This is a genomic window from Mitsuokella sp. AF21-1AC (assembly GCF_003458855.1).
Classification (GTDB): domain Bacteria; phylum Bacillota; class Negativicutes; order Selenomonadales; family Selenomonadaceae; genus Mitsuokella.
This window is the reverse complement of sequence record NZ_QRVW01000012.1, coordinates 16183-31996: the sequence shown is the minus strand read 5'-3', so window position 1 is coordinate 31996 and position 15814 is coordinate 16183. Positions and strand designations below refer to the sequence as shown.

14 protein-coding genes are annotated in these 15814 nt (G+C 58.3%); 9 read left to right on the top strand and 5 right to left on the bottom strand.

Annotated elements, in window-relative coordinates:
- Window positions 1-112: 112 nt before the first annotated feature.
- Both ftsY and DWX75_RS05960 read left to right on the top strand, forming a co-directional pair.
- Window positions 113-1033, top strand: coding sequence for a signal recognition particle-docking protein FtsY (gene ftsY / locus DWX75_RS05965; RefSeq protein WP_233519490.1), 921 nt, complete (start codon window positions 113-115; stop codon window positions 1031-1033).
- Window positions 1034-1059: 26 nt separating this feature from the next.
- On the top strand, window positions 1060-1620 hold the full coding sequence (locus DWX75_RS05960; RefSeq protein WP_118015420.1) for a hypothetical protein: 561 nt from the start codon (window positions 1060-1062) through the stop codon (window positions 1618-1620).
- A gap of 182 nt (window positions 1621-1802) precedes the next feature.
- On the opposite strand, the gene DWX75_RS05955 is transcribed toward DWX75_RS05960, so the two are convergent.
- The gene (locus DWX75_RS05955; protein ID WP_118015419.1) at window positions 1803-2969 is read right to left on the bottom strand and encodes an acyltransferase; all 1167 of its coding nucleotides are present in this window, start codon (window positions 2967-2969) and stop codon (window positions 1803-1805) included.
- 77 nt (window positions 2970-3046) lie between these two features.
- Window positions 3047-3766 (bottom strand): SIMPL domain-containing protein, encoded by a 720-nt coding sequence (locus DWX75_RS05950; RefSeq protein ID WP_118015418.1) that lies wholly within the window; start codon window positions 3764-3766, stop codon window positions 3047-3049.
- A 270-nt stretch (window positions 3767-4036) separates the two neighbouring features.
- Here DWX75_RS05950 and DWX75_RS05945 point away from each other — a divergent pair, with 270 nt between their 5' ends.
- Both DWX75_RS05945 and DWX75_RS11985 read left to right on the top strand, forming a co-directional pair.
- On the top strand, window positions 4037-4390 hold the full coding sequence (locus tag DWX75_RS05945) for an ASCH domain-containing protein (protein WP_199497530.1): 354 nt from the start codon (window positions 4037-4039) through the stop codon (window positions 4388-4390).
- Window positions 4391-4589: 199 nt separating this feature from the next.
- A complete protein-coding gene (locus DWX75_RS11985; protein ID WP_147671538.1) occupies window positions 4590-4967 on the top strand; it encodes a hypothetical protein in 378 nt (125 codons plus the stop codon).
- A 138-nt stretch (window positions 4968-5105) separates the two neighbouring features.
- Here DWX75_RS11985 and dcuC read toward each other — a convergent pair whose 3' ends face one another.
- Window positions 5106-6488 carry a C4-dicarboxylate transporter DcuC gene (gene dcuC / locus DWX75_RS05935; RefSeq protein WP_118015415.1) on the bottom strand — a complete coding sequence of 461 codons (1383 nt, stop codon included), beginning with the start codon at window positions 6486-6488 and terminating at the stop codon, window positions 5106-5108.
- 266 nt (window positions 6489-6754) lie between these two features.
- Between dcuC and DWX75_RS05930 the strand changes: the two genes are divergently transcribed.
- A complete protein-coding gene (locus DWX75_RS05930) occupies window positions 6755-8119 on the top strand; it encodes a metallophosphoesterase (RefSeq protein ID WP_233519489.1) in 1365 nt (454 codons plus the stop codon).
- A gap of 97 nt (window positions 8120-8216) precedes the next feature.
- Here DWX75_RS05930 and DWX75_RS05925 read toward each other — a convergent pair whose 3' ends face one another.
- Window positions 8217-9617 carry an anion permease gene (locus DWX75_RS05925; RefSeq protein WP_118015414.1) on the bottom strand — a complete coding sequence of 467 codons (1401 nt, stop codon included), beginning with the start codon at window positions 9615-9617 and terminating at the stop codon, window positions 8217-8219.
- A 284-nt stretch (window positions 9618-9901) separates the two neighbouring features.
- Here DWX75_RS05925 and DWX75_RS05920 point away from each other — a divergent pair, with 284 nt between their 5' ends.
- From DWX75_RS05920 to DWX75_RS05905, 4 genes are all read left to right on the top strand, one after another.
- Complete coding sequence (locus DWX75_RS05920; protein WP_118015413.1) at window positions 9902-10651, top strand: hypothetical protein; 750 nt, start codon at window positions 9902-9904, stop codon at window positions 10649-10651.
- Window positions 10648-11649: a nucleoid-associated protein gene (locus DWX75_RS05915; RefSeq protein ID WP_118015412.1), complete on the top strand. Its 1002-nt coding sequence runs from the start codon at window positions 10648-10650 to the stop codon at window positions 11647-11649. Before DWX75_RS05920 ends, DWX75_RS05915 begins: the two co-directional genes overlap by 4 nt.
- Before the next feature lie 67 nt (window positions 11650-11716).
- Window positions 11717-13525 carry a GTPase HflX gene (gene hflX / locus DWX75_RS05910; protein WP_118015411.1) on the top strand — a complete coding sequence of 603 codons (1809 nt, stop codon included), beginning with the start codon at window positions 11717-11719 and terminating at the stop codon, window positions 13523-13525.
- 62 nt (window positions 13526-13587) lie between these two features.
- Window positions 13588-14841 carry a methionine gamma-lyase family protein gene (locus DWX75_RS05905; protein WP_118015410.1) on the top strand — a complete coding sequence of 418 codons (1254 nt, stop codon included), beginning with the start codon at window positions 13588-13590 and terminating at the stop codon, window positions 14839-14841.
- A 233-nt stretch (window positions 14842-15074) separates the two neighbouring features.
- Here DWX75_RS05905 and lexA read toward each other — a convergent pair whose 3' ends face one another.
- Window positions 15075-15686, bottom strand: a complete 612-nt coding sequence (gene lexA / locus DWX75_RS05900) for a transcriptional repressor LexA (protein WP_118015409.1) — start codon at window positions 15684-15686, stop codon at window positions 15075-15077.
- Window positions 15687-15814: the final 128 nt, after the last annotated feature.

Here is a 15814-nt window from a genome sequence, read left to right as displayed (position 1 = left end):
CACAGGCTGTGCCCGCCGTTTTGACAAAAGGCGGGCACTCATTCTATAATGAAAGAATAATCTTGCGGCAATCAGCCGCATGCCCGATAAATCGATAGAGAGAAGTGACGAAATGGGATTTTTTGACAAACTCAAGAAGGGCCTCAACAAGACCCGCGAAAACCTGACGAATAAGATTGAGAAAATCATCATCGGCTATGCCGATATCGACGATGACCTCCTCGACGAGCTCGAGGAAACGCTCATCATGGCCGACGTCGGCGTCCAGACGACCGACAAGCTCATGACGGCCGTCCGCAAGGGCATCAAGAAGAAGGAAATCAACACGCCGGAAGACCTCAAGCCCTTCCTGCAGAAACAGATCGTCGAGATCCTGACAAAGGGCGAGGAGATGGACACGACGCGCGTGGCCGAGAATGGCCCGACAGTCCTGCTCGTCATCGGCGTCAATGGTGCGGGCAAGACGACGACCATCGGCAAGCTCGCCGCCTACTACAAGGGCCAGGGCAAATCCGTGCTGCTCGCCGCGGCCGACACCTTCCGCGCCGCCGCCATCGATCAGCTCGAAGTCTGGGGCGAGCGCACAGGGGTGCCGGTCATCAAGCATGAGGAAGGTTCCGACCCCGCGGCCGTGGCCTTTGACGCCGTCAAGGCCGCCGTCGCGCGCAATGTCGACATCCTCATCATCGACACGGCCGGCCGCCTGCAGACGAAATCGAACCTCATGCAGGAGCTCGAGAAGATCAACCGCGTCATCGGCCGCGAAATCCCCGGTGCGCCGCATGAGACGCTGCTCGTGCTCGACGCGACGACCGGCCAGAACGCCATCAGCCAGGCCGAACTTTTCACGAAAGCCGCGCCCATCACGGGCGTCGTGCTCACAAAGCTCGACGGCACGGCCAAGGGCGGCGTCGTCATCGGCATCAAGAGCCAGCTCCAGATGCCCGTCAAATGGATCGGCGTCGGTGAAGGCGTCGAGGACCTGCGCCCCTTCAACGCCGAAGACTTCGCCAAAGCCCTGTTCCAGTCCTGATTCACGGAAGTGGGGAGGAATTTATCATGAAAAAATTGTTTGTGCTGCTGATGGCAGCCGTGTTCCTGCTCGGTGCCGCACCCGTGACGCAGGCTGCGGGACTCAACGAACTCACCGAGACGAAGGTGCAGCTGGAGGACAATCTCACGGTGGACGATTTTGCCGCGGCCTACAACAAGATCTGTGCTTATCCGCTGGCCGGCGAAATCACGAAGCGCCTGCAGGGGAATTACGTTTCCTACTTCGGCGGCATCGATGACAGCACGGTCCTCATCATCAACGCCAATCAGGCCGGGAAACTCTCCAATCTCGTCATCGCGCATCACGGCGCCATCGACAGCGCCGAACAGGAAAAGCTCCGCGTCATCTTCGATTCGACGCTGACGGCCCTCGGCCTGAAAGCCGATGAAAACAATCTGTTTTTTGCCAATCAGGCCTTCGACCGCCTGAGCGTCATGAACGACACCCTGCTCGCAGCCCGTCTGCCGCGCGAAGAAACACAGCGCACCTGGACCTTCCTCAAGGCTGTGAACCCCGAGAAGCAGGTCACGACCATCCTGATCGAAGCTGTCGTGGACAACAAGTGATTCTCAAACGCCATACAACGATCATCAACCCCTTTTCCATCAGTAGCGTAAGCTTCCCCTTTGGGGGAAGTGGCCCGCAGGGCCGATAGGGGAGGCAGCCGATAAGAAAACGAGCCATTTCCAACCCGGACGGGAGGAAATGGCTCGTTTGGTGTTTGTTGCCAGTTGGCAGAAAACCTTGCTTATTTCTTTTTCGGATAGACACCGATCGTCCATTCGTTCAGGAGCGGCAGCCTCTCGCCAAGGTGGCGGCAGAGGACGGCGGCTGTCATCGAGAGCCCGAGAATCACGCAATAGAACGCGAGGGAAACGGGCGCTGTCATGATGCGGCCGGCATGCTGCAGCGCGAGCGCCGCATACGTGATGAAGAACGGATGCACGAGGTACGCGAAGTAGGAATGGCGTCCGAGCTGATGCAGCATGGAGTTCAGCCACTCAGGATACCGCTGGTACGTGAAGATCGTGAAGAAGAACAGCGACGCGGCAATCGTGTAGAAGATGCCGGCCGGGCTCAGCTGATGGGCCGTGTTGATGGCCTCGAGAGCCGTGTAGCCGTCCACGTAGAGCAGCTTGTAATAGAAGGCCAGCAGCCAGGCAAGCGACGCCCAGAAGAAGAGCGTGATGCCCGTCCGATGCTTCTGCATGAACACCTGGAACTCCTTGATGTGCACGGCCAGATACCCGCCGAGCACGAAGATGAAGACGTAGTGGAACACCCAGTAATTCAGCCGGTACATGAGGAACGGCTTGAGTACGGAGTGGTCCGGCAGCCCGTAGACGAAGACGTTGAAGGACACCGAGAAGCTCGACCAGTAGTCAAAGGCAATCTGCACGGCCAGCAGCAGGAGCAGGCTGATTTTGCCCGCGCGGCGGACCATGTAGATCCAGATCGGCATGGCCAGGTAGAACCAGATCAGGATGACCAGGAAGTAGAGCTGGTATTTCGCATTGCCGAAGAACAGGATGGTCAGGAGGTGCAGCGGGTCCGGAAAGCCCACCTTGTAGAGGATCCCGTCGTGGAGCAGGTAAAAGAGCGACCAGACGAGATAGGGGACGAGCACGGTCTTGAACCGCCGTTTCAGGAAGGACCGGTAGTCAAACGGCACCGTCGTGTCAAGGTTGTAAAAGAGGCCGAAGGCCGAGATGAAGAAAAAGATCGGCACGCTGAAGCGCGAGGCTACCTCAAAAAGGGCGATCAGGTGGATATTCGCGGATGTGTTCATGATGTACTGCGACCCGACGTGGATAGCGATGACGCCCATCATGGAGATGCCGCGGATGTACTCGATGGCCGCGAGGCGCGGCTTGCGCTTGTGAGGGACGGGCTGCGTGGATGCTTGCTCTTGCATGAAAAACGAGGACTCCTTACTTCATTGGGATAGGGAAAGGGCAGAAGGTGGAGGTGGATTTTGTCTGCTTCGCTGATTCAGTCGCTGAGGATGAAATCGACGTGGACCGTCGCCGTCATCGAGAGGCTGCCCGGTGCGATCGGCGTGGCGCTGTCCTTGGCGGCTGCGAGCAGCATGTTGCCGTTGAAGCGGCGCGTCTCAAGGTAACCGGTGTTTTCCGAAACGCTCTGGATGCCGACAATGCGCTTGCCGAGGCCCTTGGCGATGACGTCAGCCTTGTCGCGGGCATCCTGCACGGCATTCAGCAGGGCTTCCTTGCGCACGGCGCGCGTATCGCTGGCGGAGAAATCGAGCGAGCTGATCTCATTGGCACCGTGGTTCAGTGCGGCGTCGATGACCTTGCCCGTCAGCTTGATGTCGCGGACGACGACAACGACGGAGTTGTTGACCGTGTAGCCCGTGATCTCATTCTGATGGTTCTTTTCCGTGCTGTAGTTCGGATAGAACGAGTAATTGCGCGTCTGGATGTCCTTCTCGGCGATGCCGAGGCCTTCGACGGCATTCTGGATCTGCGCCGCTACCCAGGCATTGTCGTTCTGAGCTTTGGCCGCATCATCCGCGCGCGTCGTCACGCCAATCGTGACCGTTGCCATATCCGGCGTCGCCGTGCCCTGGCCTTGGCCTTCGACCGAGAGCGTCGGAGCTGCCGGCGCATCCTTCTGGGCGGCAAAGGCCGTCGAGATGCTCAGCAGGAAGACCGCCAGGAACACGAAGAAGAAACGTTTTGTCATTTTCATAGTATGACCTCCATCCAAATAAATTTGAGACGATTTCATTCTAACACAATTCGCAGGGCCGTGCATGAATTTATCCGGGAAGCGATGCATCCCGGGCTTTTGAGTTTTTTCAAAAATTAGCAGGATTCCGGCAGGGCAGGGGAGAAATAATAAAGCAAACTTCATAATGTCAAGATGTCAACATTGCAAAGACGTGTGGTCATGGTGCCGCGGGTCATGCCAATAGAGATACGAGTGACAGAGTAGAAACTAGATGGGAGATGCTTCATCATGATGGCTTTGAATTTCCAGGCAGCAAAACACAAGAAGATGCTCATGGAGCGCACGAAGAACTGCACGGTCCGCCTCGGCGACGTCAGCTCTCAGTTCCCCGAGAATTCCATCGTATGGATTACGACGGGTGCCAAGGGCGAGCCCAAGCACAAGCTCTACACGGCATTCCTCGACAAGGTGCGCGTCAAGACGATGGGCACGCTGACGAGCGCCGACCTCGGCCACCAGAACCCCGAGATCAATTCGCGCGAGGAGCTCATTGCTGACTTCGAACGCATCTACAAGCGCCGCATCCTCATGGAGGATACGGTCACGGTCATCTACTTCAGTGAGGTACATGACGATCTTTAAGACAGGAAAAACGATGGATTGCCTTGAGCAGTTTTGACCATTGTTTTGTGATTTTGGAGAGCCTTGCATTTTTATGCGGGGCTCTCTTTTTTATAGCGTTTTTCTAATCTTGAGCTTCTACAATATTCTTCAATTCTCTGTTTGGCTGCGGTACGGCTGTTTGACTGCATCGCTTGATCTTGCAAGGAGTGTGAAGCTTATGTCCATGTCTTTGGCTGATGTTGTCGCGACCATCCAGCACGGCGGGCCGCGGCTGACAGCCGCCATCTTTTTTGTCGCACTGGTGCTCGGCATTGTTGTGCTGCACTATGTATTCCGCGGGCTCGTCCATATCCTGAGCCGCTACACGAAGATCCCTGTCCATATCCTCCGGCATGTCGTGCGCTTCATGCCGTTCATGACGGGCATGTCGTCGATGAGGCCGTGCTCAAGCATCAGTTCATCAAGGCCATCTATCAGGCGTATCAGGATAACGGCATTCACTTGCTGGAACGCACCGCCTGAAATCCGCGGGGACGATTTACATCGAGCCGGCACGCGGCTGCAGACAGGCACCCCCTTCAGTCAGCTGCGCTGACAGCTTCCCCAAAGGGGACGCCCAGGCACTCTTCTCACAGAAGGCGAAGCGGAAGGAGGACCGCGCAGCGGTGGATGACAGCAAAAAAAGACCTGCCGGTTGGCAGGTCTTTTATCTTGGCTACGAAAGCGCGAAGGCTCAGAAGAACAGGATGAGCGTCACGGCGATGTTGACGACCGTGGCAGCCAGGATCGGGATGAACGTGCGCTTGGCAAGGTCCATCGGCGAGAGGCTGGCAGCGCCGGCGACGACGATGACGACAGCGGCGATTGGCGAGAGCGAACGCGCGAGGTTCGAGACGAAGTTCATCGGCAGGATCAGGAGGACTGGCGAGATGCCCGAGAGGGCGGCGACTTTTGGTGCCAGCGGTACGAAGGCGAAGAACGTCGCGTTGCCGGAACCCGTGATGAGCGTGGCGGCGATGATGATGGAAACGAAGACGAACATCATGCCGATGCCGCCGAAGCCGGCGTCCTGTGCGCCCTTGATGAGCGTATCGATGGCGCCGAGAGAGATGAGGCCTTTCGAGAACGTTTCAGCAGCGACGATCAGCGTGACGACCGTGGCCATTTGCAGGCCCATGCCGTTCCAGAAGGAGCCGATGTCGATGCAGGTTTTCTTGCCATCGCGATGGCGGATGAATTCGATGAGCATCGTCAGGAAGATCGAGACGAGCGTGGCGAGGCTGATATCCATCTTGATGCCGAGGTCAACGAGGCCGAAGAACAGGACGAAAATCAGTGGCAGCGTCGGCAGCAGTGCGTAGAAGGCCGGGACCTTCGGGGATTCCTGAGCGGCGAGCTGGTCGTCCGTCATCTTGGCGGATACGTCCTTGCCGGCCATCTCATCTGGATTCTTGGCATCAAACCAGCGCTGTACGAAGAAGTGGGCGATGGCCAGCGTCAGGACCGTGGCGATGCCGACCGGCACCTGATACTGTACGAAGTAAGGAACGATTTCCATGCCGCAGAGTTCCGCGGCGAAGATGCTGTCGGCACCAGCCGGACCCCAGCCCGGAGCCGACGCCGTGGCGATGACGGCGCAGGCCGCGATACGGCTGACACCGAGGCGCACGAGCACCGGATACATGGTGACCATGAGCAAGAGGCCGAAGCCCGAAGCCGAGCTGATGAACATCGCGAGGACGTTGCTGAGGATGGACGTCAGCGCGAGCACGATGTAGGGGTGACCGAGCTTCTGCAGCGGCTTGATGGCGATGCGTACGAGGGCCGTACTCGCGCCAATCTTATCCATGTACTTGGAGAAGCCGCCAATCAGCATGATGATCATGCCGAGCTTGGCGGCGCGGCTGCTGAAGGCCATGCTGATGGACTGGATGATGTCGAGCCACGGCGAACCCGTGCTGCTCTTGGCCGGCAGGATCTCACCGAGCCCGAAGACGAGCGTCAGCACCATCATGACGATGCCGGCCGTGAAGAGGATTGGCTGGGCCGGGTACTTTTTGAGTACGTACCGTGCGACCCAGACGACGACCACGATTGCGATCAGTAAACCTAACATATGAGGACCTCCTTAAAGTAAGATTAAGTTTTTCTGCTTTGATTAATTCTGTGCATGAAATCATAAATCCTGTTTACATCGTTACAAAATTAGATAAATATTTTTGATACGATATGCGCAACTTGAGGATGCTTGCACACACCGAAAAGGGAAATTTCATACGTTTTGCGTATCATGAGCGATAACGAAGAAGCCTTTCTATTTTTCATCTTCTTTTGTTACAATAAATACATGATAAAGAAACAGACGTGTGAGGAATATGTATCATGAAGAAAATAAAGGACAAAGACGATAAAAAAATATATAACGAGAATAGAAAAAAGAATGAACCGGAAGGGGGCCTCATGCGCATGAACCGCCGTCGCTTCCTGCAGGGGACGGCAGCCGCCGGCGTGCTGCTGGCCGGCGGTGCGTTCCTGACGAGGCAGAGCTGGTGGCATTCGGTGATGCACAAGGCGCAGGCCGTATCGGGCGGGCTCGATGTCAGCGCGCTGCGCCAGATGATGACGAAGGACCCGGCGACGAGCCGCCGCATCATGTGGGAGTCGGCCGAGGTGCTCGCCTCGCCTGCCGTTGAGTACCGGCAGAAGGGGGCCGCCGCAGGCGAAAAGCAGGCAGCCGTGGATGAATCGTTCACCGATGACGAGGTCACGCGCCATCAGTACGCGGCGGCCATCGAGGGACTGACGCCCGGCACCTCCTACGAATACCGCGTGGTAAGCGGTGACCGCGCCGGCAGCTGGCAGCCCCTGCAGACGCCGAAAGAAGATGGCTCGTTTCTCGCGCTGATCTTCCCGGACTCTCAGTCCAACGGCTACAGCGACTGGCACCACCTCGTCAGCGGCGCGGCCGAGCGCAACAAGTCGGCCGATTTCTTCATCAATATGGGCGACCTCGTCGACAACGGTGAGGACCATACGCAGTGGGAAGCCTGGTTCGACGCCGTGCAGGAACTCAGCGAGCGCGTGCCGCTTGCACCGCTCATGGGCAACCACGAGACGTACGACCTCAAGTGGCAGGTGCGCCTGCCCGAGGCCTATCTCCATTATTTCGATGTGCCGGCAAACGGCAGCGCACAGTTCGAGAAATACTATTACTCGTTCGATTACGGTCTCGCGCATTTCATGGTCATCAACACGCAGTGGGACGAGACAGAAGAGTTTCGCCCCGGCCTCCTGGACGAACAGCTGGCATGGCTGCGCCGCGATGCCGCCGCTTCGCAGAAGCCATGGAAGATTGCGCTGCTGCACAAGGATGTGCTGCAGTACCGCATCAAGAACCGTCCCGAGCGTCAGGAGGGCATCAGCGATGTCGGCGAAGCCTTCATGCCGCTTTTCGACGAGCTCGGCATTGACGCCGTTTTCACGGCTCACCTGCACACATATCGCGACCGCGGACGTCTCTACCACATGCGGCCGGCGGACAAGGGGCCGCTCTACATCCTGACGGGCGTGGCGGGCAACGTGCGCTACCCGGATCTCTGGGTCGATCACGCCTTCGACAAGGTTGTCGCGCCGCAGCCGGAAACGGACAATTATCTGACGCTGGCCGTGACGCCTGCGGAACTCACCGTCTGCTGCTACCTGCCAGACGGCACGGAGATCGACCGCACCTCCATCCGCAAAGCGTGAACCGCTTCTAATCCATATTTTCAATAAAAAAACAGGACGCCTTGCCGCAAGCATGCCTTGCTGCCAGAACGTCCTGCTTCTTTTTTATTCATTTCTTTTACCAGATGCCCAGGAATTTCCACCAGATGCTTCCGAGGCCAATCCAGATGGTGAAGTTGATGACTGAGCAGAGAAAGCCAATGCGCCACCAGTCTCGCTGCGTCACGAAGCCGGCGCCGAAGTAGATTGGCGCGGCTCCTGTCGCGTAATGGGTGAGCCCGGCCATGAGATTGGAGAGTACCGCAAGGCCGATGGCGGCCAGGTAAACGGGCGCACCGGCAGCCACGGCCACGGCGAGAAAGGCCGCATACATGCCCGTCACGTGACCGGACAGGCTGGCGAAGGCATAGTGGCTGTAGAGGTAGACGAGGAAGAGAATCGCGAGCGTCAGCGACCAGGAAACGCCGTCGAGTGCGCCCGTGACGGATTCGGCAAACCAGGGAATGAAGCCGATTTTATTCAATGCACTGGCGAGGCCGACAATGCCGCCCATCCACATCATGCCGTCCCAGGCGCCTTTCTCAGTCAGGACATCCTGCCAGTTCAGGACGTTCGTCATCAGCATGACCGTGACGCCCAGCAGCGCGGCGATCGTCGCATTGATATGCGTATACTGCGAAGTGCTCCAGAGCGCAAGGGCACCGAGAAAGATACAGGTGATGATTTTCTCATCGCGTGACATCGGCCCCATGGCCTGCAATTTTTGGCGGGCCAGTGACTGTGCCTGCGGTGTTGCCTTGATTTCCGGCGGATAGAAATGATAGAGGAACAGGGGAATCACGATCATCGAGAGGATGACGGGCACGATGCAGGCTGTTGCCCAGAAGCTCCAGCTAAGCGTGATACCGGCCGTGTCCTGCGCGAGCTGTGCCATAAGGGGATTCGGCGCACAGCTCGTCAGGAAGGCTGCGGCAATCGGCGCATCGGCCTGGAACGAGACGACCATGAGGAAGGCGCCGATCTTGCGGGCCGTTGCACCGGGCTCCGAGCCAAAGGCCGAGGCCAGGCTCCGCACGATGGGGAAGAGGATGCCGCCGGAACGGGCCGTGTTGGACGGCGTTGCCGGGCTGATGATGAAGTCGCTGAGCACCAGCGTATAACTGAGCTTCAGGCTGCTGCTGCCGAACAGGCGGATGAGCTGATAGGCGATGCGGCGGCCGAGCCCCGTCTTGATGAAGCCCTTGGCGAACAGGAAGGCGCTGACAATCAGCCAGATGGTCGTATTGCTGTAGCCGGCCAGTGCCTCTGCAGGCTTGATGGTGTTGGTCAGTGCTGCCAGCGTGATGCCGGCCAGTGCCACAGCACCAAGCGGCATGGGCTGCAGGATGAAACCGAGGATGACGGCGGCAAAAATGGCAAAGAGGTGCCAGGCCGCCGCGCTGAGTCCTTCCGGCACCGGCAGCAGCCAGAGCAGGATCAGCACTCCGAACGTCAAGAATCCGCGTTGTAATCGGCTCATATTCGTTTCCTCCCTAAAATCAAATCGAAGCATACCAATATATACAGGATGAATCGTCACAATATTGACGCTTTGCTCAATTAGCATTATAAAAGGCTTTGCATCATAAGTCGAATACTTAATATATTATGATATTCATAGCTGTTATCCTATACTGAGCGGCTGCATGAAGCGGTTGAAAGCAGTTTGGTCTTAGTGATATAATATTCATCTATGGACGATGTGAACCGATACAGGCGGATGCAGATGGCCGTAGGATTGAAAAAAGAGGATGGTGAAATGCCATGAAGGATGAGACGAGGGATCGTGTCGAAGCGGATATCAAGGACTGGGCCTATCTCAGGGAACTGCCGGATACCTGGCATGGCTTCGCGCTGCAGCGGCTCGCGCTCGTCGCGGGCGACTGCTACGACATCTATCGCTATGAGAACCAGGACCTGCACAAGAGCGTGACGGCGTATTTCCACGAGGAAACGCACGAGTACAAGCTGCGCGTCAAGATTGGCCTCATCGAATTCTGCCGCATCGAATTCATCACGGCGAAATTCGACGTGTTCGAAGCGCTGCTGCGCGCACAGTTCGAAACGGTGCTGGCAGGTCTCGCGCAGTTCGATCCCGCGAGCATCGGAAGCATCGTCCGCGACAAGAAGATCATGACCTGGGAGGCCGCGAAGGAACTGCCGGAGACGCTCGAGGGCTTCACGCTCTACATCCGTCCGGCGGAGCCCGTCAAGATCAACAACGGCTCCTACATCGTCATCGATTACGTCGACTTCGCGCTCGAGAGCAGCGTCACGGTCTACTACAACATCTACCGCGACGAGTTCTTCAGCGAGGCGCGCATCTGGAACATCCCCGACGTCAACTACGACTTCGATTCGGGGACGTTGTCGGAGCTTGAAGAACGCCTGCAGACGTATCTCGTGCCGCGCCTGAAGGAAGTGCGCACGCGCGCGGAAGAAGAAGTCGCCGCGCGCAGGAAGAAGGCAGAAGCGAAGCAGCAGAATGAAGAAGCGGAGGAACATCCATCGTGATTGTGATTGAAAAAGCCATTTTGCACATCCTCGATTTCAATTCGGGCATGACGGTGTATTCCGATGTCGAGCTTGAGCCGACGGACAGCATCCAGACTTTCCTGCTCAAGCATCTCGAGCGATCGTGGGGCAGCCAGGATGCCAAGCCCGGTACCTTTTATGAGGACAGTGCGTTCAAGAAGCAGCTCGCTGCATACGTCGGCGGGGAGCTTTCATTCGTCGATTTCTCCAAACAGATCGGCAAGACGCTCGAGGATGCCTACGTCCATGCGGAGGAGATGGTGTCGGCTGATGTCATCGTGGCCGATGTGCGCATCGACGATGTTCGCCAGCTCGTCGTCTTCAAGAGCAACAGCCATATCGGCTACACGCATCAGGTGACGCAGACAGAGGGCGGCATCCGCAATGAGATCATCAACCATTATTCCATCATGCCGAATCTGACGCAGAAGATCGACGAATTCGCCTTCATCCAGCCCGAGACGGGGGCTCTCCTCGTGCAGGCCAAGAAGTACACGATCGACGGCAATGCCATTTTCGTGCTGCCCGAGATCCTGCTCGAATGCACGCTGACGCCCTCGCCGAAGGAAGCGATGAAGAACCTCAGCAAGACGGCGGCCAAAGTGGCCGAGGCCTACGGGCAGGACGCCGTCGCCGTCGAGGCTGCCGTCAAGAATTACGTGACGGAGAACATGCAGGCAAGCGACGAGCTCGACCTCGCGGCCGCAGGCGGGGAGATTTTCCCCGAGAATCCGGCCATGCAGAAGGATTTTGATGATGCCATCCGCGACGCCGGCTTCACGGAGCCCGTCAAGATGGATCAGGAGGCGACGCTCAAGAAGGTCAGCCGCCACAAGCTGCGGACGGATACGGGCATCGATCTCTCAATCCCGACGGATTACTTCGACAACACGGAGTTCGTGGAGTTCCACAACAATGAGGACGGCACGCTCTCCATTACGCTCAAGCATATCTCGAATATCGTCAACCGCAATTAACTGTAATGAACCGCAATGAACGGCAAGAAAGCAAATGTTGTCATTCCGCAACGGATGGAGGTGTACGATGACAATCATCCATGGCAATACCGGCAATCTCAAGGCGTTTGTCCGTGAGAAACTGCAGCATCTCTATGAGCTGACGGTGCCGATGGGGCAGATTTCCACGCATGAGCTCAACGAGGCGATGCTCGAGATCACGGATATCCTCGGGCGCGAAGTCGCCGTCTACCTCACGCGCCAGGGCCGCGTCGAGAAGGTGTCTGTCGGCGATACGAATACGGTCGATCTGCCGTCCTTTGACGTGCGCTCGGAGCGCCGGCTGGCAGGTGTCCGCTGCATCCACACGCATCCGAGCGGCGATACGCGCCTGAGTGATCCTGACCTTTCCTCGCTGCGGCGGCTGCGCTTCGACTGCATGGCCGCCATTGGCCGCTGCCGCGGCGAGATCGTCGCGTCGCTGGGCTTCTTCTCGGGTGAGCAGGATGAAGCCGGGACGGAGGCCATCACGCAGGCCGGGCCCATGAAGGAGCAGCTGCTGCACCGCGTCAATCTGACGTATCTCATCACGACGATCAACAAGAAACTCAGCGCTGCGCGCACGAAGGCGACGGCGGATGAGGAGGAGCGCGCGATCCTCGCCGGCGTCGAGCGGCCCGGCAATGTCTTTGACAGCGAGACGTCGATGGCGGAGCTGCGGCGCCTTGCCGACACGGCCGGTGCCGTCGTCGTTGGCTCGTTCGTCCAGCGCAAGGAGCGGCCCGATGCGGCCTTCTTCCTCGGCAAGGGCAAGGTGACGGAAATCGCCATGGAGGTGCAGAACCTCGATGCAACGCTCCTCATCCTCGACGATGAGCTGACGCCGTCGCAGCAGCACAATCTCGAGCAGGTCCTCGGCATCAAGGTCATCGACCGCACGGCCCTGATCCTCGATATCTTTGCGCAGCGCGCCCGCACGAAGGAAGGCAAGCTGCAGGTTGAGCTCGCGCAGCTCAAGTACAATCTGCCGCGCCTCGGCGGCCAGGGCCTCGTGCTCTCGCGCCAGGGCGGCGGCATCGGCACGCGCGGCCCCGGCGAGACGAAGCTCGAGGTGGACCGCCGCCGCATCTACGGCCGCATCCACGACCTCGAGCATCAGATCGAGGCCATCAAGAAGAACCGTGACCTGCACCGCCGGCGCCGCAAGGCCGCGCGCATCCCGCTCGTGGCCCTCGTCGGCTACACGAATGCCGGCAAATCGACGCTCCTCAACAAGCTGACCGGCGCGAACGCGTTTGCCGAGGACAAGCTCTTCGCGACGCTCGACCCGACGACGCGCCATCTCGTGCTGCCCGAGAAGCAGGAGATCCTGCTGACGGATACGGTCGGCTTCATCCAGAAGCTGCCGCACACGCTTGTCAAGGCCTTCCGCGCAACGCTTGAGGAGGTGCAGGAAGCTGATTTGCTGCTGCATGTCGTCGACTGCAGCAACGAGCATTACGAGGAGCAGATCGAGGCCGTCGTCACCGTGCTCAAGGAGCTCGAGGCGGAAGGCAAGCCCACGCTCTACGTCTTCAACAAGGTGGACGCGCTGCCTCCGGACGCCCCGCAGCGCCGCGCGATGCTCCATGACCGCGACGGCGTCTGTGTCTCGGCGCAGACTGGCGAGAACCTCGCACAACTGCTCGCGAAGATCGAGAGCTTCTTTGCGGAACGTCTGGCCCGCATGACGCTGCTCATCCCGTATGCGGCGGGCGAGGTCATCACGGAGCTCCATGAGCTCAAGGCCGTGGAGCAGACGGAGTACACGGGCGAGGGGACACTGCTTACGGTCAAGGTACCCGTGTCCATGAAGGACCGCTACCAGCCGTACCTGGTGCCGGCACCGTCCGCATGAAGCATGCAGGCGGGCAGAAAATCAAAATAAATAAATAAATAAACAGATTCGAGGGAATTTCATTGACATTTTCAAAACAGATCCTGGACCTCAAGCAGGAGGTCCTGCAGGAAGCCAAGCCGCTCTTCGCGCATATCGAGGATGTGGCGGAACAGAACACGCTGAAAGTCCTGGACGCCATGCGCGAATGCCGCGTCTCCGACGCCCATTTCAACACGACGACGGGCTATGCCTATGACGATATCGGCCGCGGCAAGCTCGAGGAACTCTATGCCAAGGTCTTTGGCGCCGAGCGTGCGCTCGTGCGCACGCAGTTTGTCTCGGGCACGCATGCGCTGGCCACGGTGCTCCTGGGCATCCTGCGCCCCGGCGATGAGCTCGTCTCGCTGACGGGCAAGCCGTACGACACAATGCAGACGGTTATCGGCTACGACAATCCGAGCCCTGGCTCGCTCAAGGAATTCGGCGTACTCTACAACGAACTGCCGATGATCGACGGCAGGGTCGACATGGCGGGCATCAAGAACGTCATCACGCCGAAGACGAAGATGGTCGAGATCCAGCGTTCGCGCGGCTACAGCATGCGCAATCCGCTCTCCATTGCGGATATCGAGGCCATCACGGCCGAAGTGCACCGCATCAAGCCGGACTGCATCTGCTTCGTCGACAACTGCTACGGTGAGTTCGTCGACTGCCAGGAACCGACGCAGGTGGGCGCCGACATCATGGCGGGCTCCCTCATAAAGAATCCGGGCGGCGGCATTGCGCCGACGGGTGGCTACATCGTTGGCCGCAGCGACCTCGTGGAGCTCGCCTCCTACCGCCTGACGGCTCCGGGCATGGGCGACGAACTCGGTGCGAGCCTCGCGAACAACCGCCTGCTGTTCCAGGGCTTCTTCCTCGCGCCGCACGTCGTCTCGCAGGCCATCAAGGGTGCGCTCTTCGCGGCCGGCATGTTCGCCAAGCTCGGCTACAAGACGCTGCCGCTGCCGACTGATGTGCGCGGCGACATCATCCAGGCCATCGAGCTCGGCTCGGCCGAAAAGCTCATCGCGTTCTGCGGCGGCATCCAGAAGTATTCGCCGGTCGATTCGTTCGCGGCGCCGGAGCCCTGGGACATGCCGGGCTACGCTGACAAGATCATCATGGCAGCCGGCACCTTCGTGCAGGGCGCATCCATCGAGTTCAGCGCCGACGGGCCGCTGCGGGCGCCGTACAACGTCTACCTGCAGGGCGGCCTGACCTTTGAGCACGCCGTCATCGGCATCCTCGGCGCCGCTCAGGCCGTGCTCGACTGCGACGCCAGCCGCAAATAAATCCATGGGTCTTGCCTGTTGCCCATGTCATGCACATAAAACGTGTACACAAAAAGGAGAGAAGCGCGCAAAGGTGCTTCTCTCCTTTTTTCGGTCGTGACGGGTTGCAAGAGGGATAAGGCAGGGCCTGCTGATGGCACAAGGGAATCAATAAAAACGAGTCAACTTCCGGCTGGGCTGCGAGATGCGGCAGAACCCTTCTGGTTCCTTGTGCCTAGGTATGAGTGCTTGCTTCAGAATCTGCGGTAAAGACCGATGACACGGCCCAGGATCGTGATGCGTTTCCCCTTCGTCATGGCAGGTTCTTCCCCCGCGGCCTCCAGATGGATGCTTTCCTCATCCTGCACGAGACGACGCACCGTCGCCTGTTTGTTCACGATGGCCGCCACGAGGTCGCCGTCGTCGGCAAACTCCTGTTTCTTGATGATGACGAGATCGCCCTGGGCGATGCCCGCATCCTTCATGCTGCCATCCGGCATGCGCATCATGAATGGCTTATCCTGCGTTCCGAGCAGATTCTGCGGGAACGAAAAGATTTCCTGCACATTCTGCTCCGAGAGGATGGACTTGTCCGCCGCCTCCGAATTGATGAGCGGCACCGGGATGTTCTTGCCCCACGGCCGTTCATCGAGGATGTCGATGGCTCTCGGTTTCGTCGGGTCACGCTTGATGAGTCCATTGGCCTCAAGGCGTGCCAGATATCCATGCACCGTCGAGCTGGACTTCAGTCCCACAGCCTTGCCGATTTCCCGCACGGACGGCGGGTATCCCTTTTCGAGCAAGAATGCTTTGATGAATTGGAAAATCTCTTTTTGACGCTCACTTGAGGTCCTGGTTTTTCGCATATGACAGCCTCCTTTTCTGCAATTTTTTTATATGGTAGTATTGATTGAATTACCCATGTTTTTTATTATATCATAAAGAGAAGCCGGTTGAAATGCGTTTCAACTGTATAAATATCCGAAAGTTATTA

What these genes read in the sequence shown, in the direction of transcription:
- ftsY (WP_233519490.1), top strand. Translation starts at nt 113, where the DNA reads ATGGGATTTTTTGACAAACTCAAGAAGGGCCTCAACAAGACCCGCGAA.
- DWX75_RS05960 (WP_118015420.1), top strand. Translation starts at nt 1,060, where the DNA reads ATGAAAAAATTGTTTGTGCTGCTGATGGCAGCCGTGTTCCTGCTCGGT.
- hflX (WP_118015411.1), top strand. Translation starts at nt 11,717, where the DNA reads ATGACAATCATCCATGGCAATACCGGCAATCTCAAGGCGTTTGTCCGT.
- dcuC (WP_118015415.1), bottom strand. Translation starts at nt 6,488, where the DNA reads ATGTTAGGTTTACTGATCGCAATCGTGGTCGTCGTCTGGGTCGCACGG.
- DWX75_RS11985 (WP_147671538.1), top strand. Translation starts at nt 4,590, where the DNA reads ATGTCCATGTCTTTGGCTGATGTTGTCGCGACCATCCAGCACGGCGGG.
- DWX75_RS05955 (WP_118015419.1), bottom strand. Translation starts at nt 2,969, where the DNA reads ATGCAAGAGCAAGCATCCACGCAGCCCGTCCCTCACAAGCGCAAGCCG.
- DWX75_RS05945 (WP_199497530.1), top strand. Translation starts at nt 4,037, where the DNA reads ATGATGGCTTTGAATTTCCAGGCAGCAAAACACAAGAAGATGCTCATG.
- DWX75_RS05925 (WP_118015414.1), bottom strand. Translation starts at nt 9,617, where the DNA reads ATGAGCCGATTACAACGCGGATTCTTGACGTTCGGAGTGCTGATCCTG.
- DWX75_RS05920 (WP_118015413.1), top strand. Translation starts at nt 9,902, where the DNA reads ATGAAGGATGAGACGAGGGATCGTGTCGAAGCGGATATCAAGGACTGG.
- lexA (WP_118015409.1), bottom strand. Translation starts at nt 15,686, where the DNA reads ATGCGAAAAACCAGGACCTCAAGTGAGCGTCAAAAAGAGATTTTCCAA.
- DWX75_RS05930 (WP_233519489.1), top strand. Translation starts at nt 6,755, where the DNA reads ATGAAGAAAATAAAGGACAAAGACGATAAAAAAATATATAACGAGAAT.
- DWX75_RS05950 (WP_118015418.1), bottom strand. Translation starts at nt 3,766, where the DNA reads ATGAAAATGACAAAACGTTTCTTCTTCGTGTTCCTGGCGGTCTTCCTG.